This is a genomic window from Achromobacter sp. UBA2119 (assembly GCF_002331005.1).
Classification (GTDB): Bacteria; Pseudomonadota; Gammaproteobacteria; order Burkholderiales; family Burkholderiaceae_B; genus Achromobacter; species Achromobacter animicus.
On sequence record NZ_DCYD01000009.1, the window covers coordinates 271,405 to 295,288 of the forward strand.

20 protein-coding genes and 1 other RNA gene are annotated in these 23,884 nt (G+C 65.1%); 5 read left to right on the forward strand and 16 right to left on the reverse strand.

What is annotated here, in order from left to right; genetic code table 11:
- Positions 1–80: 80 nt before the first annotated feature.
- The 13 genes from rfaD to gyrA all read right to left on the reverse strand — a co-directional run bounded on the left by rfaD (position 81) and on the right by gyrA (position 15,018).
- Complete coding sequence (rfaD, locus tag B3098_RS06495; RefSeq protein ID WP_056567633.1) at positions 81–1,070, reverse strand: ADP-glyceromanno-heptose 6-epimerase; 990 nt, start codon at positions 1,068–1,070, stop codon at positions 81–83.
- A complete protein-coding gene (rfaE1, locus tag B3098_RS06500) occupies positions 1,067–2,008 on the reverse strand; it encodes a D-glycero-beta-D-manno-heptose-7-phosphate kinase (protein WP_286893176.1) in 942 nt (313 codons plus the stop codon). The genes rfaD and rfaE1 overlap by 4 nt, the downstream gene beginning before the upstream one ends.
- Positions 2,005–3,219: a lipopolysaccharide assembly protein LapB gene (lapB, locus tag B3098_RS06505; RefSeq protein WP_175122831.1), complete on the reverse strand. Its 1,215-nt coding sequence runs from the start codon at positions 3,217–3,219 to the stop codon at positions 2,005–2,007. The genes rfaE1 and lapB overlap by 4 nt, the downstream gene beginning before the upstream one ends.
- A 45-nt stretch (positions 3,220–3,264) precedes the next feature.
- Positions 3,265–3,579 carry a LapA family protein gene (locus B3098_RS06510; protein ID WP_056567641.1) on the reverse strand — a complete coding sequence of 105 codons (315 nt, stop codon included), beginning with the start codon at positions 3,577–3,579 and terminating at the stop codon, positions 3,265–3,267.
- A gap of 209 nt (positions 3,580–3,788) precedes the next feature.
- Entirely contained in the window at positions 3,789–4,151 is a 363-nt protein-coding gene (locus tag B3098_RS06515) for an integration host factor subunit beta (RefSeq protein WP_056322254.1), read from the reverse strand.
- A gap of 3 nt (positions 4,152–4,154) precedes the next feature.
- Positions 4,155–5,867, reverse strand: coding sequence for a 30S ribosomal protein S1 (gene rpsA, locus B3098_RS06520; RefSeq protein ID WP_175122832.1), 1,713 nt, complete (start codon positions 5,865–5,867; stop codon positions 4,155–4,157).
- A gap of 222 nt (positions 5,868–6,089) precedes the next feature.
- Complete coding sequence (gene cmk, locus B3098_RS06525; RefSeq protein WP_414631265.1) at positions 6,090–6,770, reverse strand: (d)CMP kinase; 681 nt, start codon at positions 6,768–6,770, stop codon at positions 6,090–6,092.
- Between the two features lie 21 nt (positions 6,771–6,791).
- A complete protein-coding gene (gene aroA, locus B3098_RS06530; protein WP_286893187.1) occupies positions 6,792–8,114 on the reverse strand; it encodes a 3-phosphoshikimate 1-carboxyvinyltransferase in 1,323 nt (440 codons plus the stop codon).
- A gap of 4 nt (positions 8,115–8,118) precedes the next feature.
- Positions 8,119–9,021, reverse strand: a complete 903-nt coding sequence (locus B3098_RS06535; RefSeq protein ID WP_286893190.1) for a prephenate dehydrogenase — start codon at positions 9,019–9,021, stop codon at positions 8,119–8,121.
- Entirely contained in the window at positions 9,018–10,139 is a 1,122-nt protein-coding gene (gene hisC, locus B3098_RS06540) for a histidinol-phosphate transaminase (RefSeq protein WP_191576641.1), read from the reverse strand. The genes B3098_RS06535 and hisC overlap by 4 nt, the downstream gene beginning before the upstream one ends.
- Before the next feature lie 10 nt (positions 10,140–10,149).
- Positions 10,150–11,235, reverse strand: coding sequence for a prephenate dehydratase (gene pheA / locus B3098_RS06545; RefSeq protein ID WP_279973156.1), 1,086 nt, complete (start codon positions 11,233–11,235; stop codon positions 10,150–10,152).
- On the reverse strand, positions 11,228–12,358 hold the full coding sequence (serC, locus tag B3098_RS06550) for a 3-phosphoserine/phosphohydroxythreonine transaminase (protein ID WP_286893194.1): 1,131 nt from the start codon (positions 12,356–12,358) through the stop codon (positions 11,228–11,230). Before serC ends, pheA begins: the two co-directional genes overlap by 8 nt.
- On the reverse strand, positions 12,358–15,018 hold the full coding sequence (gyrA, locus tag B3098_RS06555) for a DNA gyrase subunit A (RefSeq protein ID WP_175122839.1): 2,661 nt from the start codon (positions 15,016–15,018) through the stop codon (positions 12,358–12,360). The genes serC and gyrA overlap by 1 nt, the downstream gene beginning before the upstream one ends.
- Before the next feature lie 412 nt (positions 15,019–15,430).
- On the opposite strand from gyrA, the gene ompA reads away from it, so the two are divergent.
- The 5 genes from ompA to ssrA all read left to right on the forward strand — a co-directional run bounded on the left by ompA (position 15,431) and on the right by ssrA (position 19,634).
- Positions 15,431–16,012, forward strand: coding sequence for an outer membrane protein OmpA (gene ompA, locus B3098_RS06560; protein WP_056322232.1), 582 nt, complete (start codon positions 15,431–15,433; stop codon positions 16,010–16,012).
- A 148-nt stretch (positions 16,013–16,160) separates the two neighbouring features.
- Positions 16,161–16,889 (forward strand): bifunctional 2-polyprenyl-6-hydroxyphenol methylase/3-demethylubiquinol 3-O-methyltransferase UbiG, encoded by a 729-nt coding sequence (ubiG, locus tag B3098_RS06565; RefSeq protein WP_105237922.1) that lies wholly within the window; start codon positions 16,161–16,163, stop codon positions 16,887–16,889.
- Entirely contained in the window at positions 16,886–17,560 is a 675-nt protein-coding gene (locus B3098_RS06570; protein ID WP_286893201.1) for an HAD-IA family hydrolase, read from the forward strand. The genes ubiG and B3098_RS06570 overlap by 4 nt, the downstream gene beginning before the upstream one ends.
- A 416-nt stretch (positions 17,561–17,976) precedes the next feature.
- A complete protein-coding gene (locus B3098_RS06575) occupies positions 17,977–19,155 on the forward strand; it encodes an MFS transporter (protein ID WP_286893203.1) in 1,179 nt (392 codons plus the stop codon).
- 90 nt (positions 19,156–19,245) lie between these two features.
- Positions 19,246–19,634: a transfer-messenger RNA gene (gene ssrA, locus B3098_RS06580) on the forward strand.
- A 75-nt stretch (positions 19,635–19,709) separates the two neighbouring features.
- Here ssrA and B3098_RS06585 read toward each other — a convergent pair.
- From B3098_RS06585 to B3098_RS06595, 3 genes are all read right to left on the reverse strand, one after another.
- Complete coding sequence (locus tag B3098_RS06585) at positions 19,710–19,964, reverse strand: hypothetical protein (RefSeq protein WP_279973166.1); 255 nt, start codon at positions 19,962–19,964, stop codon at positions 19,710–19,712.
- A gap of 170 nt (positions 19,965–20,134) precedes the next feature.
- Entirely contained in the window at positions 20,135–22,588 is a 2,454-nt protein-coding gene (locus B3098_RS06590; RefSeq protein ID WP_286893207.1) for a TonB-dependent siderophore receptor, read from the reverse strand.
- Positions 22,589–22,857: 269 nt separating this feature from the next.
- Positions 22,858–23,868 carry a FecR domain-containing protein gene (locus B3098_RS06595; RefSeq protein WP_286893209.1) on the reverse strand — a complete coding sequence of 337 codons (1,011 nt, stop codon included), beginning with the start codon at positions 23,866–23,868 and terminating at the stop codon, positions 22,858–22,860.
- Between the last annotated feature and the right edge of the window lie 16 nt (positions 23,869–23,884).

Here is a 23,884-nt window from a genome sequence, read left to right on the forward strand (position 1 = left end):
CCAATGGCAGGCAACGTCGCGGGCAAAAAAAAGCCACCGCGTCGCGGTGGCCTTCGTTGTCGCCTTGCCTGCGCGGCGGATTACTTCCGGGCGCGCCAGTAGCGCACGTACTCGGCCACGCCCGTCTGCACATCGCGCATCGGCGCAGCAAAACCGGCGGCCCGAAGCTGCGTGACGTCCGCCTGCGTATAGCTCTGGTAGCGCCCCTTGAGGTCGTCCGGGAACGGGATGTAGCGGATCAGGTCCAGTTCGGCCAACTGAGCCAGCGTCAGCTCGGCTTCGCCCCGCTCGGCGCGCAGCGTGTTCACCACCGCGGCCGCCACGTCGTTGAACGGCTGCGCCTTGCCGGTGCCGCAATTGAAAATGCCCGATTGCTCAGGGTGGTCCAGGAAATGCAGATTCACCGCCACCACGTCCTCGACCGAAATGAAGTCACGGCTCTGGCCGCCATCCACGTAGCCGTCCCAGCCCGCAAAGAGGCGCACGTGCCCGTGCTCCAGGAACTGGTTCATGTTGTGGAACGCCACCGAGGCCATGCGGCCCTTGTGCTGCTCGTGCGGACCGTACACGTTGAAGTACCGCAGACCGACGACCTGCGCCGTCAGGCTGTCCATGCGCTTGCGCAGCACCTGGTCGAACAGAAGCTTGGAATAGCCGTAGACGTTCAGCGGGCCTTCGTTGTCGGGATGCTCGACGTAGGTCGTCGAACCGCCGTACACGGCCGCCGAGGACGCATACAGGAACGGCACGCGGCGCGCCTGGCAGAACTCGAAGAGTTCCAGCGTGACGCGGTAGTTGTTGTCCAGCATGTAGCGGCCGTTGCGCTCGGTCGTGTCCGAGCACGCGCCCTGATGCAGCACCGCGCGGATTTCGGGCAGGCTGCCATCGGCGACGCGCCGGCGGAAGTCGTCCTTGTCCATGTAGTCGGCGATCTTGCAATCGACCAGATTGACGAACTTGTCGCCTTCGGTCAGGTCATCGACGGCAATGATGTCTTCGATGCCGCGGCGGTTGAGTCCGCGAACCAGGTTGCTGCCAATGAAGCCCGCGGCTCCGGTAACGACGATCATGAGGATTCTCCTGCCAGTTCCGCGGCGGTGACGATGGACGTGCCCAGCTTGCCCACGGCGATGCCGCCGGCCTTGTTGGCCCAGCCCATGGCTTCGGCCCACGGCAAGCCGATGGCGCGCGTAACCGCCAGCGTGGCCAGCACGGTGTCGCCCGCACCGGACACATCGAACACCTCATGCGCTTGCGCGTCGGTGTGGTCGCGTCCCGCGTCGGAAAACAAAGTCATGCCCTGCTCGGACCGCGTCACGAGCAAGGCTTCAAGGTCCAGATCGGCGCGCAGGCGCTGCGCACGATCGGTCAATTCGGCTTCGGACGTCCAGCGGCCAACTGCCTGCTGCATTTCCGAGCGGTTGGGCGTGACCAGCGTCGCGCCGCGATAACGCGAATAGTCGTCGCCCTTGGGGTCCACCAGCACCGGGATGCCCGCGCTGCGCGCCAGCGCAATCAGCGACTCGACCCGGGTCAGCACGCCTTTGGCATAGTCCGACAGAACGACGATGTCGTGGTTGGCCAGATGCCGGGCCAGCGCGGCGTCCACCGCGTCAAGCGATGGCTGGGTGGGATGCTGTTCGAAGTCCACACGCAGCAGCTGTTGCTGACGGCCCAGCACGCGCATCTTGAGGGTGGTGTGCAGTTCGTTGTCGGCAATCAGGTCGCCCTGGATGCCGGCCTCGATGGCCAGGCGCCGGACGCTGTCGCCGGCTTCGTCCTGGCCCAGCACGCCGACCAGGGTCACGTGGCCACCCAGGGCTGCGACGTTGCGCGCGACGTTGGCGGCGCCGCCCAGACGGTCTTCGCGTCGCGCGACCCGCACGACCGGCACCGGCGCTTCGGGCGAGATACGTTCGACTTCTCCGAACCAGTAGCGGTCCAGCATGACGTCGCCAACCACGAGCACGCGGCTACGCGAAATGGCTTCGGCGGGAAAAGAGTTCATTCAAGTTCTTCCAGACGGCGCGGCGCATAGGTTTCCCAGGCGTTGCAGCCGGGACATTGCCAGTAAAAACGACGCGCTTGAAAACCGCAATTGCGGCATGCGTAGCGATCGAGCCGTTGCGTGTGCTTGTGAATCAGGCTGCGCAGCAGCGTCAGATCGGCGCCCGGCACCGGACCGTGATCGCCGTCGCTGTCGCCGTTGGCGAGTTCGGCTTCCAGCAGGCGATCCAGCCCCAACAGCGAAGGATGGCTGCGCAGCGCGCCGCGGGCAAAGGCCCACGCGGTCGCGGCGCCCTGCTGCACCCGCAGCTCCCGGAACACCACATTGAAAAGGTCCAGGGACGCATGGCGGCCATACTGCTTTTGCAGGAAATCCAAGCCCTCCGCCACCTGATTGGCATTGCGGTAATTGGCCAGCAACTGTTCGGCCACCAGCCCGGCGTATTCGGACGCGTCGGTCATGACCGACTCGAGATACAGCCGTTCGCGCTTCGGATCCTGTTCGATCAGCGCCAGGCGCGCCCGCAACATGGCGGTGCGCACCTTGGCGCCCTTGCTCGAGGCGGCTTCGGTGGTGGACAGCGCATGGTCCGCCGCGTCCAGCGCCTTGTGCGCAGCCTCGACGTCGGCGGGCTTGGCCGCCAACGCGGTCTGGGCCTGTTCGCAGTAGTAATGCACGATTTGCGGGACGGGCTCGTCGACCAGGCCCTGCAGGGTCTTCACGGCCTCGATCGCACGCGGCCAATCGTGCTCGGATTCATAAATGCGGATCAGCGAGCGCAGCGCGGGCAAGGCGTAGCGCGTGTCCTTGAGCTGCTCGAAACCGCTTTCGGCGCGGTCCAGCATCCCGGCCTTCAGGAAGTCCTGCGCCAGCTCGTGCTGCGCGTGTTCGCGTTCGGCCTGCGGCAGGTCGGAACGGTTCAGCAGGCTTTGGTGCACGCGGATGGCGCGCTCCATTTCGCCGCGGCGGCGGAACAGACTGCCCAACGCAAAGTGCAGCTCCGTGGTTTCCGGGTCCAGCTTGGCGACTTCGACGAAGGCGTCGATGGCGCGATCCGGCTCTTCATTGAGCAGGAAATTCAGCCCGCGAAAATAGGAGTCGGGCAGGCTGCGCGTTTCCCGCAGCATCTGCCGGATGTCGAATCGCGCGGCCAGCCAGCCCAGCGCGAACAGCACCGGGACGAATATCAACCACCAAGGTTCAAAATCCACTATTCGGACTCATGCGGTAATTCGGTGCAAAAAGGCGGCGCGATGTCACAGCGGCGACATGGGAGCGACGGCTTCGGGGGGCACGACGGGCGTCGTGCCATTGGCGGCGGCCTGGATGCGATCCAGTTCGCGGCGCAGGCGGATGGCCTCGCGGCGGCGGCGCAGCGCGGCGGGCACGGTCAGCAGCAGGCCGAACAGCGCGCCAAGCACGAACACGACCAGCATGACGACGATCAGCGGGACATCCTGGACGACGTAGTCGGCGTAGAACTTCACGGCGACGGGGTCGGTGTTCTTCAAGGCGAACATCAACACCGCAACAAAGACGAGCAATCGCAGGGCCCAGACGAGATAGCGCATGGCGCATGCTCCAGATGATTCGAGACCGTCAATTGTAAGCGACGTCTTCATGACGAGAGAAAAAAAAGCCCCAAGGCGGAGCACGGCACGCCCTTGCGCAAGCCGAGCGCCCGCATGAATCGGCGCCACAAAAACAAAGCCCCTTGATTTCTCAAGGGGCTTTGCTCGCGGTCCGATCTGCCCGAAGGCAGCCCTGCCTGGCCGACCCGTCAGTGCATGGCGTGCAAACCTGCCATGGAAGACGGCATCGACTCGCTCGACCCAGAGGATTGAGCGTCCTCGTCATTGCCGCCGACCAGGTCCACCCGCTCGCGCAATTCCTTGCCTGCCTTGAAGTGCGGCACCTGTTTACCAGGCACCAGCACCTGCTCGCCGGATTTGGGATTGCGACCGATACGGGGTGACCGTTGCGACAACGAGAAGCTGCCAAAACCGCGGATCTCGATGCGCTGACCCGAGGCCAGGGCCTGAGTCATTGCATCCAGTACGGTCTTGACCGCGTAATCGGTGTCGCGGGCGGCCAGCTGAGGATAGCGGGCCGCCAAGGCGGCGATCAGCTCCGACTTGGTCACGAATTAACCGTCGTTGCGCTGTTGGTCCAGCTTGGCCTTCAGCAGCGCGCCGAGGTTGGTGGTGCCGGACGAAGCGCTGGCATCGGACATGCGCTGGATCGTGTCGGCGGTTTCGGCGTTGTCACGGGCCTTGATCGACAGTTGGATCGAACGCGTCTTGCGGTCGATGTTGACGATCATGGCTTCGATGTTTTCGCCGGCGGACAGCACGGTGGTGGCATCTTCGACGCGGCCCGAGGAGATCTCGGAAGCGCGCAGGTAGCCTTCGACGTCCACGGACAGCGTCACGACGGCGCCCTTGGCTTCGACGGACTTGATGGTGCCCGGAACGACGGCGCCCTTGTCAAACGTGGCGACGAAGTTGTTGAAGGGGTCGCCTTCCAGCTGCTTGATACCCAGCGAGATGCGTTCCTTGTCGGTGTCGATGCCCAGAACCACGGCTTCGATTTCGTCACCCTTCTTGAAGTTGCGCACGGCTTCTTCACCAGATTCCGCCCACGACAGGTCGGACAGGTGAACCAGGCCGTCGATGCCGCCGGGCAGGCCGACGAACACGCCGAAGTCGGTGATCGACTTGATGGCGCCGCGGACCTTGTCACCACGCTTGAAGTTCGTGGCGAACTCTTCCCACGGGTTCTGGCGGCACTGCTTCATGCCCAGCGAAATACGGCGACGGTCTTCGTCGATTTCCAGGACCATGACTTCGACTTCTTCGCCCAGGGTCACAACCTTGCGCGGGTCGACGTTCTTGTTGGTCCAGTCCATTTCGGACACGTGGACCAGACCTTCGATGCCGGCTTCGACTTCAACGAACGCGCCGTAGTCGGTCAGGTTCGTGACCTTGCCGAACAGGCGGGTGCCTTGCGGGTAGCGGCGAGCCAGGCCCACCCACGGATCTTCGCCAAGCTGCTTGACGCCCAGGGAGACGCGGCTCTTTTCCTGGTCGAACTTGAGGACCTTGGCTTCGACTTCCTGACCCACTTGCAGGACTTCGGAGGGGTGACGCACACGGCGCCAGGCCATGTCGGTGATGTGCAGCAGACCATCGATGCCGCCCAGGTCGACGAACGCGCCGTAGTCGGTGATGTTCTTGACCACGCCCTTGACCACGGCACCTTCGTGCAGGGTTTCGAGCAGCTTTTGACGCTCTTCGCCCATGCTGGCTTCCAGCACCTGGCGACGCGACAGCACAACGTTGTTGCGCTTGCGGTCGAGCTTGATGACCTTGAATTCGAGGGTCTTGCCTTCGTACGGGGTGGTGTCCTTGACCGGACGCAGGTCCACCAGCGAACCCGGCAGGAACGCGCGGATGCCGTTGGTCATGACGGTCAGGCCGCCCTTCACCTTGCCGGTGATGGTGCCGGTAACCAGTTCGCCGTTCTCCAGGGCCTTTTCCAGTTGCAGCCAGGCCGACAGGCGCTTGGCGCGGTCACGCGACAGGATGGTGTCGCCGTAGCCGTTTTCCAGGGAATCGATGGCCACCGAGACGAAATCGCCGGGTTGCACTTCGAGCTCGCCCTGGTCGTTCAGGAACTCTTCCAGGGGGATCAGCGCTTCGGACTTCAGGCCGGCGTTGACGACGACGAAATTGTGGTCGACGCGCACGACTTCGGCGCTGATGACCTCGCCGGACTTCATGTCCTGGCTCTTGAGGCTTTGTGCGAAAAGGTCGGCGAAGCTTTCGCCGCCGGTGGCAGTAGTGGAAACGGAAGACATGGGGTTGAAATCCATTGGGCCGAAATGGCCGTTAAGAACACACCGCAGCGGATTGCCCGCCACAGTGGAGTCAAAATACCTGCCGGCTGGCTGACCCTTGCGGGGTGGCCCGTGGGGGAGTCGCCTGGCTTGAGCAGGGCCTAATCAAAAATGCTAAAAACTGCCGGTAGCAATACTGCCTGTAGCAACACTGCCCGTAAATTCAGTTAACTTCACTTAACTTCACGGGTTGGCTTGCTGCCAGAAATCCAGGATTGCCTGCACCGTTTCCGCGATCGTCAGATTGGACGAATCCAGCACGTGTGCATCTGCTGCGGGAGCCAGCGGCGCAGTGACGCGCCCGGTGTCGCGCGCGTCACGCTCGCGCATATCCCGCAAAAGGTCGTCTAGATTAGCAGAAATTCCCTTTTCGATCAACTGCTTACGCCGCCTCTCCGCCCGGGCGACCACGTCGGCGACCAGGAAGACCTTCAGGGACGCGTCCGGGAACACGACGGTGCCCATGTCGCGGCCGTCCGCAACCAGGCCGGGCGGCAGCCGGAAGGCGCGCTGGCGCTCGAGCAAGGCCTGCCGCACCCCCGGGAAAGCCGCCACGCGAGATGCGAAATTGCCCACTTCCTCGCGGCGGATGTCATGGCCGGCATCGGCCCCCTCGAGGTAAACGTGCGGTCCGTCGAACCTTACATCCAGCGTCTCGGCCACGCGCGCCACGGCGGGCTCGTCGTCGGCGGCAACGCCGCGGTTGATGGCAGCCAGCGCAGTCAGCCGGTAGAGGGCGCCGCTGTCCAGCACCGCCCAGCCCAGCGCCTTGGCGACGCGATGAGCCACGGTGCCCTTGCCGGACGCGGTGGGACCGTCGATCGTGATGACCGGGGCCAGGGAGGCGGAAGTTGAAGCAGTCAAAGTCATGGATGCGATGCAGCGCTAGGCCGAAACCAGGCCGGCGTAGACGTCAAAGTAACCCGGGAACGTCTTGCTGACACATCCGGGATCAAGAATGCGGACCGCCGCCGGTCCGAATGCCGCCAGCGAAAAGCACATCGCCATGCGGTGGTCGTCCCAGGTGCCGATGTGGGCATCGCGCCAGGCGTCCTGCGCCGGCGGCGTCACGCGCAGCCAATCGGGGCCGGACTCCACCTGCGCGCCCAGCTTTTCCAGCTCAGTCTGCATGGCATGGATGCGGTCCGTCTCCTTGACGCGCCAGCTGCCGATGTTGCGCAGCCGGCAAGGACCGTCGGCATACAGGGCCAGCGCCGCGGCTGTCATCGCCGCGTCGGGGATCAGGTTGAAATCGGTATCAAAGGCCTTGAGGCGCTCGCCGTCGGCAACCTGCACGCCCGACACCTCGATCCAGTCCGGACCGTAGGTAACCTTGGCGCCCATGTCGGCCAGGGTGCTCGCGAATCCCACATCGCCCTGGATGCTGTCGGCGCCGACGCCGGTCACGCGCACCGGGCCGCCGCCAATGGCGCCCAGCGCCAGGAAATACGACGCCGTCGATGCGTCCCCTTCCACGGCGACCTGCCCCGGACTGCGATAGGCGGCGCCCGCGTCCACAACGAATCGGCTCCAGCCGTCCCGTTGCACCAGCACGCCAAAGCGCGCCATCAGGTTCAGCGTGATCTCGATGTAGGGCTTGGAAATCAGCTCTCCCACGACCTCGATCGTGACGGGCTTGCCGCTGCGAGCAGCCTGCAAAGGCGCGGCCAGCAGCAAGGCGGTCAGGAACTGGCTGGAGACCGAACCCTGCACGCGGGTCACGGCGTTTTCAGCGATGTCGCCGCGGCCGATGTGCAGCGGCGGATAGCCCGGCTGGCCCAGATAGTCGATACGCGCGCCCAGCGCGTTCAGGGCATCGACCAGGTCGCCGATCGGGCGCTCGTGCATGCGCGGCACGCCGGACAGGCGGTAGTCGCCGCCCATGAGGGCCAGTGCCGCCGTCAAGGGACGGATTGCGGTGCCCGCATTACCCATGAAGAGGTCGGCGCTTTCCACCGCAAATCGGCGCACGCCCTGCACCGTGACGCGCCCGGCGTCCAGGTCGGACACCTGCACGCCCAACTGGCGCAACGCCGCCAGCATGACGCGAGTGTCGTCGGAGTCCAGCAGGCCGGTGATGACCGTCGTGCCTTCGGCAATGGCCGACAGCAACAGCACGCGGTTGGAAATGCTCTTGGATCCCGGCAAGGCCATCGCGCCCTGCGCACGCCGCACGCGCGGCAGATCGAGGTAAGACAAAGCGCCCATTGAACTACTCCTTGCGCCAGCCGCGGCGCGCGCGCGCCGCCGTGTCCAGCAGCGTCAGCAAAGCCTCGCCGTCGCCATCGGCAATGGCGCGCTCGGCTCGGTCCAGCACGCCGCGCACAGCGGCCAGCTCGGCCAGCATCGCGTCGCGATTGGACAAAAAAATGTCGCGCCACATCTCGGGCGATCCGGCGGCAATACGGGTGAAATCACGAAAGCCGCTGCCCGCCAGTTCCAGCCGGGTCGCGGCGTCGGCGGCCGTGGCCACCTGTTCCATATACACCGACGACAGCAGATGCGGAAGATGGCTGACCGACGCGAGCACGCGATCGTGCGCGTCGGCGTCCATGTCGATCACGTGCGCGCCGCAAGCCTGCCAAGCCTGGCGCACGAGCGCCATGGCCGCCGCGCCGTTTTCAGGCACGGGCGTGAGGATGACGGTGCGTCCGCGGTAGAGGTCCGCATCCGCGGCTTCCGGCCCGGTGCGCTCGGCGCCCGCGATGGGATGGCCCGGCACGAACTGCCCGATGCGATCGCCCAGCGCATCGCGCGCCGCCTCGACCACTTCGGCCTTGGTGCTGCCGCCGTCGGTCAGCACGGCGTGCGGCGAGAGGTGCGTCCGCATCTGCGACAGCACGTTTGTCAGGCCGCCGACCGGCGTGGCCAGCATGATGAGATCCGCCTGGGCCGCCGCGGCTTCGGCCGTCACGGCCTCGTCGATGAGGCCCAGCGCGACAGCGCGTTCCAGCGACTGCGCATTGCGCCCCACGCCCAGCACCTTGCCCACCTGCCCTGCCTGCCGCAAGGCCGCCGCGAACGATCCGCCGATCAAACCGACGCCAACCACTGCCAATACAGGAATCAGGGGGCCCGCGGCCCCCTGATCTGAAGAAGGTAACGCGTCGTTCATGCGGTCAGGATGGCAGTCAAGGCGTCGATGAATCGGGCGTTCTCTTGAGGCAGTCCGATGGACACGCGGAGCCACTCCGGCAGACCGTCGCCCGCAACGGGACGCACGATGACGCCGCGCTTGAGGAGTTCAAGATTGATGCGCGGCGCGTCGCCCACGTGAACCAGCACGAAGTTGCCATAGCTGGGCACGTAACGCAGATTCAGCTTGTCGAACGCGGCGCACAACTGGGCCTTGCCTGCCTTGTTGGAAGCGTAGGCTTCCTCGAGGTATTCGGCATCGCCGAGCGCTGCGATGGCTGCGGCTTGGGCCAGCGTATTGACGTTGAACGGCTGGCGCACGCGGTTGAGCAGGTCGGTCAGGCCGGGCTGCGCCACCGAGAAACCGACGCGCAGGCCCGCCAGGCCGTAAGCCTTGGAGAACGTGCGCGACACGATCAGGTTCGGGTACTGGCGCGCCAGCGCGGTGCTGTCAAAGCGCAGCTCCGGATCCAGGTATTCGTTGTAGGCCTCGTCCAGCACGACCGTGACGCGGTCGCCGTGCGCGGCATGCACGCGTTCCAGGAAGTCCGCGACCTTGTCGCCCGGCACGAAGGTGCCGGTGGGGTTGTTCGGGTTGGCGATGAACACCAGGCGCGTGTCGTCGGCGATCGCGTCGAACATCGCATCCAGGTCGTGGCCGTGGTCCACGGCCGGCACCACGATGTGGCGCGCGCCGCGCGCCTGCGTGGCCAGGCGGTAGACCGCAAACGAGTGCTGCGCGTACACCGCGGAAGCGCCCGGCTCCAGCAGCGCCAGCGCGGCGATTTCCAGGATGTCGTTCGAGCCGTTGCCGAGCGTGATCCAGTTCATCGGCACGCCGTAGCGTTCAGCCAGCGCCGCCTTCAGGTCAAAGCCGTTGGGGTCCGGGTAGCGTGCCAGCGATTCGGCCGCAGCCAGCATGGCCGCCTTCGCCGATTTGGGCATGCCCAACGGGTTTTCGTTGGACGCCAGCTTGACGATGGTCGCCGGATCCAGCCCGAATTCGCGGGCCAGTTCTTCGATCGGCTTGCCTGCCTGGTACGGGGCGATGGCGCTGACGTGCGCGGGGGCAACGAGGGGCTTGGATGCGTGGGTCATGATGTGGGATTCACTGCGCCGGGTACGAGCCCAGCACTTTAAGGTAGGCAACCTGCGCCTGCAGGGCCGCCAGGGCGCGCTCGACATTCGGGTCGTTCCGGTGGCCCAGGACGTCGACGTAGAAATAGTATTCCCACTGGCCCGTACGCGCGGGGCGCGACTCGAAGCGCGTCATCGACACGCCGTTGGCGGCCAGGGGCGCCAGCATTTCATAAACGGCGCCCGCGCGGTTCGGCACCGCCAGGATCAGGCTGGTCTTGTCCTTGCCGCTGACCAGGGGCTCGATGTTGCCGATTGCCAGGAAGCGGGTGCGGTTGTGCGGGTCATCCTGGATGCCGGCGGCGACGATCTGCAGGTTCCAGGCGGGCGCAGCCACTTCGCCGGCAATAGCCGCGATGCTCGCATCCGACGCGGCGGCGCGCGCTGCTTCGGAATTGCTGGAAGCGGCCACGCGCTCGACGTCGGGATAGTTGCGCGTCAGCCAGCCCTGGCACTGGGCCAGCGCCTGCGGGTGCGCGGAAATGGTCTTGATGCCGTCCATGCCGCCCGATTGCGACATCAGGCAATGGCGGATGACGAGCGAACGCTCGCCCAGGATCTTGACCGGCGTGTTCAGCAGCAGGTCCAGGCTGCGGTTGACGGCACCTTCGGTGGAGTTTTCCACCGGCACCATGCCCACGTCTGCCTGACCGGCCTCGACAGCCCGGAAGACCTCGTCGAACGAGGCGCAAGGCAGCTTCTGGACCGCATGGCCAAAGTGTTCCAGCGCAGCCTGCTCCGAGAACGAACCCTGCGGTCCCAAAAACGCGACGGTCATGCCGCGCTCCAGGCCCCGGCATGCGGAGATGATTTCGGTCCAGACCGACGCCACGCCGGCGTTCGGGAACGGCCCGGGATTGATCTGCTGCAGGCGGCGGATGACCTCGGCCTCGCGTTCGGGGCGCAGCACCGGGCCATCGGCATGCGCGGCATGCTTGGCCTCGCCCACGTCGAGCGCGGCGCGCGCGCGCTGCGACAGAAGATCGAGAATCTGCGCATCGAGGTCGTCGATGCGCTTGCGCAGGGGAAGCAGCTTGCGCTGCAGCTCGTCATCCATGGCGGCGCTCGAATTCCTTCAGGTACTCGACCAGCGCCGCCACGCCTTCGAGCGGCAGCGCGTTGTAGATGGAGGCGCGCATGCCGCCCACGCTCTTGTGGCCTTTCAACTGCGTCAGGCCCGCTGCCTCGGCGCCCTTCAGGAAGGCGTCGTTGAGCGACTCGTCGTGCAGCACGAACGGCACGTTCATGCGCGAACGCACGGGCGCGTGAATGGGATTGCGGTAGAAGCTGGTACTGTCCAGGTAGCCGTACAGCAGATCGGCCTTCGCCTTGTTGGCGGCTTCCATGCCCGCCACGCCGCCATTGGCCTTGACCCACTTGAACACCAGGCCCGCGATGTAGATCGCAAAGGTGGGCGGGGTGTTGTAGCGCGAGTGTTCGGCTGCCACGTTGGCGTAGTCGAACGCCGAGGGGCAGATCGGCAAGGCCTGGCCAATCAGGTCGCGGCGCACGATGACCATGGTGACGCCGGCCGGGCCAGCGTTTTTCTGCGCGCCGGCGTACATCATGCCGCAGCGCGACACGTCCATCGGGCGCGACAGGAAGTGCGAAGATGCGTCGATGACCAGGGGCACGTCGGGTGCGCCGAGGTCAGCGGTCTCGGGCCAGTCCAGGAATTCGACACCGCCAATGGTTTCGTTGCTGCACAGGTGCAGGTAGGCCGATTCCTTGCGCACCTGCCAGGTGTCGGCGGGCGGCACCCAGGTCAGCGGCCCCTGTTCGCGGCCGTCGATCTGGGTGGCGTGATCGGAACTGGCCGCGATGTGCGTGCTGCCGTAGCGGCCGGCTTCCTTGTACGAACGCTTGGACCAATGGCCCGTCACGACGAAATCCGCGGCTGGCGCGCCGCGGCGTCCCATGAGATTCATGGGAACGATGGCGTTTTCCCCGGAACCGCCGCCTTGCATGAACATGACGGCGTAATCGGCCGGCAGGCCCAGCAAGTCGCGCAGATCGGACTCTGCTTCATCGCAGATCTGCACGAAATGCTTGCCGCGATGGCTCATTTCCATCACGGACATGCCGCTGCCGTGCCAGTCCAGCATTTCTGCAGCGGCTTGCTGCAGCACCACCTCGGGCAAGACCGAGGGGCCGGCCGAGAAGTTCCAGGGGCGGGCCATTATTGCTCCGTAGGTTCCGTCGAATCTGCTGCGTCGTTGCTGTCGTCGCCACCGGTTTGCTGGCCGTCTTCGTCCAGTTCGCCGTCATCGTCCGCGTCGCTTTCGACGACACGGCGCACGCCGGACAGCGTGCTGCCGTCGTCGACGTTGATCAGCGTGACGCCCTGCGTCGCACGGCCCATTTCGCGGATTTCCGCGACACGGGTGCGCACCAGGACGCCGCCGGTGGTGATGAGCATAATTTCATCGGTAGGCGTGACCAGCACCGCGCCCACCACCTTGCCGTTACGCGAGGTGGTCTGGATGGCGATCATGCCCTTCGTGCCGCGGCCATGGCGCGTGTACTCCGCGATCGGCGTGCGCTTGCCGTAGCCGTTTTCGGTGGCGGTCAGCACCGTCTGCGTTTCGTCGCCGGCGACCAGCAGCGCGATGACCGTCTGCGTGTCCTCGAGCATCATGCCGCGCACGCCGCGGGCGTTGCGGCCCATTGGACGCACGTCGTTTTCGTCGAAGCGCACGGCCTTGCCGGCGTCCGAGAACAGCATGACGTCGTGCTTGCCGTCGGTGAGATCCGCGCCAATCAGGTAGTCGCCATCGTCAAGGTCGACGGCGATGATGCCGGCCTTGCGCGGGTTGGAGAAGTCGGACAGCGGGGTCTTCTTGACCGTGCCGCGTGAGGTCGCCATGAAGACATAGTGGTCTTCGCTGAATTCCTTGACCGGCAGCACCACCGTGATCTTCTCGCCGTCGGCCAGCGGGAACATGTTGACGATCGGCTTGCCGCGCGAGTTGCGCGTGCCTTGCGGCACTTCCCAGACCTTCAGCCAGTACACACGGCCGCGGTTCGAGAAGCACAGCAGGAAGTCGTGCGTGTTGGCGATGAAGAGCTGGTCGATCCAGTCGTTTTCCTTCATGGCCGTGGCCTGCTTGCCGCGTCCGCCACGCTTTTGCGAGCGGTATTCGGACAGCGGCTGGCTCTTGATGTAGCCGCCGTGCGACAGCGTCACGACCATGTCGGTCGGCGTGATCAGGTCTTCGGTATCGAGTTCAGTCGCGTTCAGTTCGATTTCCGAACGGCGCGAGTCCTTGGCGCCGGTCGAGAACTCGGCCTTGATGGCCTGCAGTTCTTCGCTGATGATCGTCGTGATGCGCTCGGGACGCGCCAGGATGTCCAGCAGGTCGGCGATGGTGGACATGATGTCCTTGTATTCGCCGACGATCTTGTCCTGCTCCAGCCCGGTCAGGCGTTGCAGGCGCATGTTCAGGATTTCCTGGGCCTGCGTATCGCTCAGGCGATACAGGCCGTCGCCCTGAAGACCGAACTCGACGCCCAGATCGTCCGGACGGAAAGCCGCGCGGCCGCCCGGCGTGTCGCCGTCGGCGCGCGACAGCATTTCGCGCACCAGCGACGAATCCCAGGACTTCGCCATCAGTTCCTGACGGGCGACAGGAGGAGTCGGGGCCGCCTTGATGATCGCGATGAAATCGTCGATGTTGGCCAGCGCCACCGCCAGGCCTTCCAGCACGTGGCCGCGCTCGCGGGCCTTGCGCAACTGGAAAACCGTGCGGCGCGTGACCACTTCCCGGCGATGCTGCAGGAAGTAGTCGATCATCTGCTTCAGGTTGAGCAGGCGGGGCTGGCCGTCGACCAGCGCCACCAGGTTCATCCCGAAGGTGTCCTGCAGCTGGGTGTTCTTGTAGAGGTTGTTCAGCACGACCTCAGGCACTTCGCCGCGCTTGAGCTCGATGACAAGGCGCATGCCGTCCTTGTCCGACTCGTCGCGGATGTCGGAGATGCCTTCGATCTTCTTGTCGTTGACCAGCTCTGCGATGCGTTCCTGCAGCGTCTTCTTGTTGACCTGGTAGGGAATCGCGTCGATCACGATCGCCTGGCGATTGCCCTTCTCCATGTCTTCGAAGTGCGTCTTGGCGCGCATGATGACGCGGCCGCGACCCGTGCGATAGCCTTCGCGCACGCCGGACATGCCATAGATGATGCCGCCCGTAGGGAAGTCCGGCGCCGGGATGAGCTCGATCAGCTCATCGACCGTGCACGCCGGATTGCGCAGGCAGTACAGGCAGCCGTCGACCACTTCCTGGAGGTTGTGCGGCGGAATGTTGGTCGCCATGCCCACCGCGATGCCGGAGCTGCCGTTGACCAGCAGGTTGGGCAGGCGCGACGGCAGCAGCAGGGGTTCCTGTTCGCTGCCGTCGTAGTTGGGTCCGAAGTCGACGGTTTCCTGGTCGATGTCGGCCAGGAGTTCGTGGGCGATCTTGGCCAGGCGAATTTCGGTGTAACGCATCGCCGCGGCGTTGTCGCCGTCGATGGAACCGAAGTTGCCCTGGCCGTCGACCAGCATGTAGCGCATGGAGAAATCCTGCGCCATGCGGACAATGGTGTCGTACACGGACTGGTCGCCGTGGGGGTGGTACTTACCGATGACGTCCCCGACGATACGCGCTGACTTCTTATAGGCGCGGTTCCAGTCGTTGTTCAGCTCGTGCATCGCGTAGAGCACGCGCCGGTGGACAGGCTTCAAGCCGTCCCGCACATCCGGTAGCGCCCGACCGACGATCACGCTCATCGCGTAATCGAGGTAACTGCGGCGCATCTCTTCTTCCAGCGATACCGGAAGCGTCTCCTTGGCAAAGGAATCCATATATATAACGACAGAATCGTGTAAGGAGGAACCCGGGCCGGGTAAACAGGAAATTCTATCATTCGATTGGGGGACCGGTCCGATGGGCCGTCCGAAGGCGCCGCGAGCGGGCCGCGACGGACCGATCAGAAACGCCGCCCGGCCACGCCCACCCGCGCCCTGCGGCCCTGTTGTCAAAAACCAACATGGGAAACGACAGGAGTGCCGAAAACGTCATATCCAGCATTAATGCGCCTGTCCAGGGAAGCCAAAGCCCCCCAAATGCCTTAAGATTGTTTCCAGCACGCAGGAAACCCAGTAGCTATTCCTTTGAACCAGCTCTTGGCGTTGCTATACTGGCCCCGTTTTCCTGATATGCGGCGGGGGTTCGCTGCGAGTCACTTATCCAGCTTCAAGCTCAACGAGGAGAAACATGAACAAACCCTCCAAATTCGCTCTGGCGCTCGCCTTCGCCGCCGTCACGGCCTCTGGTGTAGCTTCCGCGCAAACCGTGGACAACTGGCGCAACCCGTTCGGTAACGTTTGGAAGAACGGCACGAACGAACTGTGCTGGCGCGATGCCTTCTGGACCCCGGCCACCGGTATCCCCGGTTGCGACGGCGTCCCGGTTGCCCAACAGAAGGCGAAGCCGGCCCCGATGGCGGCAAAGGTCGTGTTCAATGCTGACACGTTCTTCGACTTCGACAAGTCGACCCTGAAGCCCGAAGGTCGCCAACTGCTGCAGCAAGTCGCTCAGCAAGCCAGCACCATCGATCTGGAAACGATCATCGCCGTCGGCCATACCGACTCGATCGGTACCGAACAGTACAACCAGAAGCTGTCCGAGCGCCGCGCCGCTTCGGTCAAGGCTTACCTGGTCAGCCTGGGCATCGACCCCAACCGTATCTACACGGAAGGCAAGGGCGAACTGCAGCCGATCGCTTCCAACAAGACGAAGGAAGGCCGCGCCCAGAACCGTCGCGTTGAGATCGAAATCGTGGGTAGCCGCAAGTAATTGCCGGACTAGCTACAATAAGGGGGCCTCGCATAGCGAGGCCCTTTTTTTCGCCTGCGATGCACCCCTCTGGTGCATCGGCAAGCCCCTTCCTCGCCTAGCGCGCTGGACCCCTCTATATATAGAGCAGCCTTACGCCGGACCGCCCATGAACACGCAAACTCACGACACCGCGCAAGCCTCCGTCAATGCCGATCAGGCCGAAATCGACAAGTTCAGCGCCTTGGCCAGCCGCTGGTGGGACCCCGAAAGCGAGTTCAAGCCGCTGCACGCCATCAATCCGCTGCGGCTGGAGTGGATTCAGGAATGCGCGGGCAGCCTGGCCGGCCGCAAGGTGCTGGATGTAGGTTGCGGCGGCGGCATTCTGTCGGAAGCGATGGCCCGCAGCGGCGCCGACGTAACCGGCATCGACCTGGCCGACAAGTCCCTGAAGATCGCGCGCCTGCATGGCCTGGAATCGGGCGTGAAGGTGGAATACCGCAAGGTGCCCGTCGAGGAACTGGCTGCCGAGCAGCCAGGCCAGTATGACGTGGTGACCTGCATGGAAATGCTGGAGCACGTGCCGGATCCGGCCTCGATCGTGCGCGCCTGCTCGACGCTGGTGAAACCCGGCGGCTGGGTGTTCTTTTCGACGTTGAACCGCAACGCCAAGTCGTTCGTGTTCGCGATCATCGGCGCGGAGTACGTCCTGCGCCTCCTGCCCCGCGGCACCCACACCTACGACCAGTTCATCAAGCCCAGCGAGCTGTCGGCGGCGGCGCGCGGCGCGGCCTTGGAACCGGTGAGCATGCGCGGCATGGAATACAACCCGATCACCCAGATCTACTCGCTGACTTCCGACACCTCGGTCAACTATCTGATGGCAACCCGTAAATGAGCGCCCTGATCCTGTTTGATTTCGACGGCACCCTGGCCGACACCGCCCCCGACCTTGCAGCCGCCGCGAACCGTCAGCGCACCCGCCGCGGCCTGGAGCCAATGGCATACGAGGCGCTGCGTCCCGTGGCATCTCAGGGCGCGCGCGGACTGTTGCGGGTGGCGCTGAACCTGCAACCGGGCGACGCAGACTATGAGCCCACCCGCCTGCAGTTTCTGGAAGACTACGCCGCCAGCTCGACGGTGCACAGCAAGCTGTTCCCCGGGATCGAAGACCTGCTGGCTGACATCCGCAACCGTGGCATGTCCTGGGGCATCGTCACCAACAAGGTCACCTACCTGACCCTGCCCATCGTCGAATTCCTGGACCTGACGCGCGACAGCGCCGTGCTGGTTTGCGGCGACACCACTGCCCACGCCAAGCCGCATCCCCTGCCCTTGCAGCACGCCGCGCGCGAAGCGGGTTTTGAGACCGACCGCTGCGTCTACGTCGGCGATGACCTGCGCGATATCCAGGCCGCCCACGCGGCGGGCATGCCCGCCGTGGCCGCGGCCTATGGCTACGTCGGCGAAGACGACAACGTCATTGCCTGGCAGGCTGAAACCTGCGCGAATTCGCCACAGGAACTCTGGTCCGCCATCGAGCCGCTGCTGCCCCGCGACTTGCGCTAAATGCCGGGGATGGGTCGTTTGCCCGTCCACCCGCCTTCGGTCACGCCCCGCCTTCGGTGATGATGCACCTTCCAACGCGGCATCCTCGCTGATGACGCCGCAGCTGCCCGCGATTGTTCTGTCGAATTAGTGCAGCAGGCCGAACAATCTATCCGGATGCCGGGGGTTTATCCGTCCGGCGATCTCCCCTAAAGTGTGAACCGTGCATCGCGATCCGGGTTGTCCGGATCGCTCCGTTTCCGGCTCATGCCGGCGTTGCAGCCTCTCGCAGGCGGCGACGACATCTCCGTGCTGGCGGACCTCCGTCCCGCCGCACCGTGCCCGCTACGTTGACGCGGCGCACGCCAGACCTTTTGACCTTGCCTTCAACTCCCTGCCCGCGCGGCGCCATCCCGCCTCGCGTTCAAGGAATGCCTATGCTTTTGCCCATCCTGCTACTTTCCGCCGCCGGCTTCACCATCCTGACCACCGAGTTCCTGATCGTGGGGCTGCTGCCCGGGCTTGCCCGCGATCTGGACGTGACCGTTTCCCAGGCAGGCCTGCTGGTGACGCTGTTTGCCTTCACGGTCGCGGCGACCGGCCCCCTGCTCACCGCCCTGATGGCCAACATGGAGCGCAAGCGCCTGTTCATCGGGGTGCTGGTGCTATTTGGCCTGTCCAACGCGCTGGCCGCCGTGGCGCCCAACATCTGGATCATGGCGATCGCCCGCTTTGTGCCGGCGTTGGCCCTGCCGGTGTTCTGGTCGCTGGCCAGCGCCACCGCCGTCGAACTGGTGGGTCCCGCGCGCGCCGGCCGCGCCATTTCGACGGTAGCGTTCGGCATCGTCGCCGCCACGGTGTTCGGCATTCCGATCGGTGTGCTGATCTCGGACGCGTTCGGGTGGCGCGCCGCGTTCTGGGTGCTGTCCGTGGTGGCGTTTGCCAAGGCCCTGCTGCTATTACTGACCTTCCCCAGCACGCGCATCCGCGCCGACAGCGTGCGCCTCGTCACGCAGCTGCGGATCCTGCGCAAACCCATCGTTGTGAGCCATGTGGTGCTGTCGCTGCTGGTTTTCACCGGCATGTTTACGGCCTATACCTATCTTGCCGACATGCTGGAGCGGCTGGGCGGCTTTGACGGCGAGACCGTCGGCTGGACGATGATGGCGTTTGGCACCGTCGGGCTGGTGGGCAACACGCTGGGAGGACGCCTGGTGGACCGCAGCCCGCTCGGCGCCACGGCGCTGTTCTCGTCGCTGATGGCGGTCGGCCTGGCGTTCGTCGCGCCGGTCATGCAGTCGCACGGCCTGCTGGCTGTCGCGCTGGGCATCTGGGGAATCGCCCAGGCCGCGCTTTTCATCGTCTGCCATGTTCGGCTGATGAAGTCCGCCCCCGAGGCGCCCGCGTTTGCCGCGTCGCTGAACATCTCCGGCGCGAACATCGGCATCGGCCTGGGCGCGGTGGTTGGCGGACATGTGATCGACCACTACGGCCTGGCGACGCTGGGCGGCGCCGCGGCCGTCATCGTGGCGGCTTCCGTCGGGCTGGCCGCACTGATGATGGCGGCGTCCCGGGGCCGGCGGCAATCCAAGGCGGCGTGCGCCAACGCGGCCTGACGCCAAGCTTGTCTCGCCCCCGCCACGCTTGACACCGCTTGGGTTTACAGGATGGCAGGCGCTTGCATTTGCAGTACAATGGAAGGTCTTGGGGCCGATCCGGATTCGACGTGGGTCGCGAAACAACTCAGGGCATGCCGAGCACCAGTACGCTCGTTAAACCACTGGAACACTACAAACGCCAACGACGAGCGTTTCGCTCTCGCCGCTTAAGCGGTGAGCCGCTGCACTGATCTGTCCTTGGGTCAGGCGGAGGAAGGCAACTTCCTAGGGGGGTAACCCTCGAACCGCAGCAGCGACATTCACAAGGAATCGGTCTGCGCTGGGGTCACACGGCTCAGATTTAAATTACGTGAATCGCTTTGGTCCGGCCTGTCGGTTGGCTAAGTCCAAAGTTAAAACCAAATAAATCGACTACGCATGTAGAACTGGTTGCGGAGGGCTTGCGGACGGGGGTTCAATTCCCCCCGGCTCCACCAAATTCCGTTCAGCAACGTCAGCTGAAACCAAAAATCCTCAAGGGTGCAGACCCTTGAGGATTTTTTTCGTCTGGGTCACTGCCGGTTGACCCAGTCCTGGGCTCCTTCGATGAACCAGGGGAGATTCAGGCGTTCGCCCTCGCCCGATTGAATCGTCAGACGCTGGCCGGACGGGTTGGTGTTGTTGTTGGAACCCGCCGGCGAATCCAGCGGCCGGCTGCGGTAGTCCACGTTGTTTCGCGGTTGCTGCGGGGTCTCTGCGCAGGCGGCGAGGGCTGCAATGGCCGCCCCGGCGAGCAGCAGGCGCAGCGCTGCGTGATGAATCTTCATGGTGTTCGGTTCCTGCTGGCGGCACAGGCCGGCGTGCCAGGCGAAACGGCCTTTCCCGTACCTTACTCGCATTAGGGTGGCCGCGTCAGGCAGCTCGGGTCGCCTGGCCGCCCACGTCAGCCTTCCCCCCTCCAGCAGAAGCAGATCGGGCGCGCGCGCGGCCTCCCAGGTCAGAACTGATACTTCAACGTCAGCATGGCGTGGCGGGTAGGTGCGTAAATCCCGGTGTAGAAGGTGGTGTCCAGCCCCTGCAGATACTTCTTGTCGAACACGTTGTTCAGGTTCAGCGTTGCCGAGAGCTGGCGGTTGAAGTCGTAGCGCGCCATCAGGTTGGCGACGGCGTAGGCGGGCTGCTCGCCCTTGAGCGTCACGCCCGGCAGGGACCAGGTAGTGGCGCTGTAGTAGATGCGGCTTTGCCAGTTGACGCCGCCGCCCACGGTCAGGCGGTGCCAGTCGCCGGGCAGGCGGTAGGTGGTCCACAGCTTGGCCATGTGGCGCGGGAAGTTGGTTCGGATGGTCCCGCCCTCGCCGTCTTTGGTGATGCTGTAGCTATAGCTGAGCGCGGCTTGCCAGCCGGGGGCCAATTCGCCGTTGAACTCGATATCCAGGCCCGACGTTTTGGCACCGCTGACGGCGCGGTACGCCGGTTCCCGTACGGTGCCGGGCACGAACTGGCCTTCGTCGACTTCGGCCAGGTTGTCCTGGCGGATCTGATAGAGCGCGATGGCGCTGGTGAGGCGGCCGCCAAAGTAGTCGCTCTTCAAGCCGATTTCGTAGTTGTCGCCGGTGCGCGGGTCCAGCACGTTGCCATTGCGATCGCGGGCGCTTTGCGGCTTGAAGATGCTGGTGTAGCTGGCGTAGACGGAATGCTGGTCGTTCAGGTCGTAGACGATGCCGGCGTAGGGCGTGACAACGCCGCTTTCGCTCATTTCCGTGATCTTGTTGTTTCGCGCCAGCGCGGGCGACGTGTAGATCTGCGAGAGCTTGTAGCGGTAGTTGCTGACGCGCGCGCCCACGATGACGGCGAGGTCGTCCGTAGGCTTCAAGCGCAACGCGGAATAGACGCCCTGCTGCTTTTGCCAGCCGTCGTAATCCATGAGTTTCTCGCCTGACGCGGTAGGCCCTGCAGTGTCGTTGCCCCAGGTGTAAATGTTGACGTCACGGCCTTCGATGTCGTCGTCGGCCGGCTCGTGATAGTTATTGAACTCCGCCCAATTCAATCCCACGACGAACTCGTGCTGCCTTCCCCACAATTCGAATGGTCCGGCCGCCTGCACGTCGAAGCCGGTCTGGCGCTGGCGGGCGCTACCGAGGCCGCCATAAAACTGCACGCCGTCGCCCGTATTGCGCTCGACGAAACCCCAACTGGCGTCGGCCGACGAAAACTCGCGCTTGCCGTGAAGGTAGTTGCCCGAAAACTTGAGCTTCCAGTCGTTGGCGAACTTGTGCTCGAGGTTGAGGAAGGCGTTGTAGACCTTGAGCTCGTCGGTGTTCCAGCGTGCCCCGGCGTTGTCGGACGCTTTGAAATCGGTCTGCTGACCGTCAGCGTAAAAGAGCGGCAGTCCGGTCGACGACTGTCCGCGCGGATCGTTGTTCTGGTAGTCGATGCCCGCCGTGAGCATTGTGTTCGGCGTAAGATCGGCCTCCAGCACGCCGTAGAAAACCGTCTTGTTTTCCTTGTAGTAGTCGATATGCGTGTTGCCTTGCTCGTGCGCGGCGACGAAGCGGCCGCGCAATGTGCCGGCGTCGTTGATGGGCCCGCCCACGTCCAGTTCGCCGCGGCCACGGCCCCAGGTGCCTGCGCCCACGCTGGCATAGCCCTGGAATTCGCGCGTGGGCTTCTTGCGGATGAGGTTGACGGTGCCCGAGGGATCGCCCGCCCCCGTCATCAGCCCCGTTGCGCCGCGCAGGACCTCGACGCGGTCATAGATGGCCAGGTCCGTCTGGCTCTGCGGGATGTTCTGCGACACGATGTCGGTCGCGGTCAGGACGCCATCAAACTGATAGTTATCGATGTTGTAGCCGCGCGAAAGAATCGAGAACCGGCCTGTGCCGATGTTCTGCACCGAGATGCCCGGCGTGCGGTCCAGCAGCGCCTCGATGCTGTCGACGCCCTCGTCCTCGATGCGCTGGCGCGTCATGACGCTGATGGTCTGCGGCGTTTCGCGCTGCGTGAGCGGCAGCCCGGTGGCGAAGGACAAGGGGCCGGTCATGGCGTAGCTGTTCGAACCTTCCGTGGCACCGAAGCCGTCTGCTTGCACGGTGACGGGCGCCAGCGTGGCCACACCGCCGGCGGGCGCCGCGCGGTGCAGCACATAACTGCCGCCCTCTGCCGGCGATGCGGCCAGGCCGGTGCCCGCCAGCAAGGCATTCAACGCGGCGCGCGGGTCCAGGTCGCCCGACACGCCCGGGCTTTGCTTGCCCTCCGCGAGTTCGCCTGCGCCGGCGACCAGCACGCCTGACTCGCTGACAAAGCGGGCGAGCACCGTGCTCAAGGGGCCGGCGGGAATGTCGTAATGCCGCGTCGCGGCTGCGGCGGATTGTTGAGCCGCCGCGGTCTGCGCATAGGCGTCCGGCGCGTCGACGGCCAGGACCGCCACGCCGCCCGCGATCGCCAATTGCACGACACGCGCCGAGCAGGTCAGGCGGGAACTGCCCGCGAGGCGGCGGAATGAGTGGGGCGGCCGCTTAGCGGCAAGGACTGAATGACGGGGCATGACGAACTGGGTTCCGATGAGGTTTATCGACGAGCCGTGCGATTGAATTCGCTCTCATTTGGGGAATCGAACGAGAACCTCAAAAGCGGAACCGGGCGGGAGAAAAATTGTTGCGATGCCGTGCGAATCGCGATGAATCGCGGACGGGCGGGCGGCGGGAAAGGGTGAGGATCGCGTCAGCGGCTGCCGACCGGACCACCGCGCGGCTGGATGCTGACCCACCACGGCAAGGTCCGCTGGATGCGGATGGGCAGAACGCCTTCCAGCATGGCCAGCGCCCGATCGGGGTCGGTGGCCGGATAGCTGCCGATGACCGGCAGGTTGGCGATCTCGGGCGCCACGCGCAGCACGCCGCCGCGATAGCGCTGCAGCTCGCTGGCGACATCCGCCAGCGGCGTGTTGTTGGTGACCAGGATGCCACGCGACCAGGCCTCGCGCGCGGGATCGGCGGATTGCGTGGCGGCCAGCGCTGCGTCCGTGAAGCGCGTCTGCTCGCCCGTCTGGATAACGCGCGTGCTGCCCGTGACGGCGGTGCGCGCTTCGACGGCGCCCTTGTAGACCGCCACCAGCGTCTCGTCGCCGTCGAGCCGCACCGTGAATCGCGTGCCGAGGGCGCGCACCCTGCCCTGCGGGGTATCGACGACAAACGGGCGTGCGGGATCGGCCGCGGTCTGTATCAGTATTTCGCCTGCCAAGAGGCGAAGCCGGCGCAGGCCGCCGCTGTAATCCTCGTCGAAGGCGCTGCCGGTGCCGAGCCAGACGACGGAACCGTCGGCCAGTTCGATCTGCCGAACCTCGCCGGTGGCGCTGCGGTGATCGGCCGCCCAGGCCAGCACCACGCCGGGCAGCGGCGTGAGACGCCACGCCGCCAGCCCGGACAGGCCCGTGCCGGCCAGCGCCGCCAGGCCGAACAGCATCTGACGCCGCCGCGCCATGCGGCTATTGGCCGCGCAATAGCCCTTGGCGGCGGCGTCGCGGCCGGGGCTGGACTGGACGGGTTGGAACTGGCTGCTGATGCGCTCGACGTAGCCCCAGGCGGTCCGGTTTTCCTGCGCGCGTTCAAGCCAGGTCTGCCAGCGCCGGCGCTCGTCGGGCGTGGCCTCGCCGGAGCGCAGCAGCGCAAACCATTCGGCGGCCTGTTCAAGCGCCTGGTGCGTAGGCTCGACGGCGGATTGCACGGAGGTCATGTTGCGCCTCGAACGC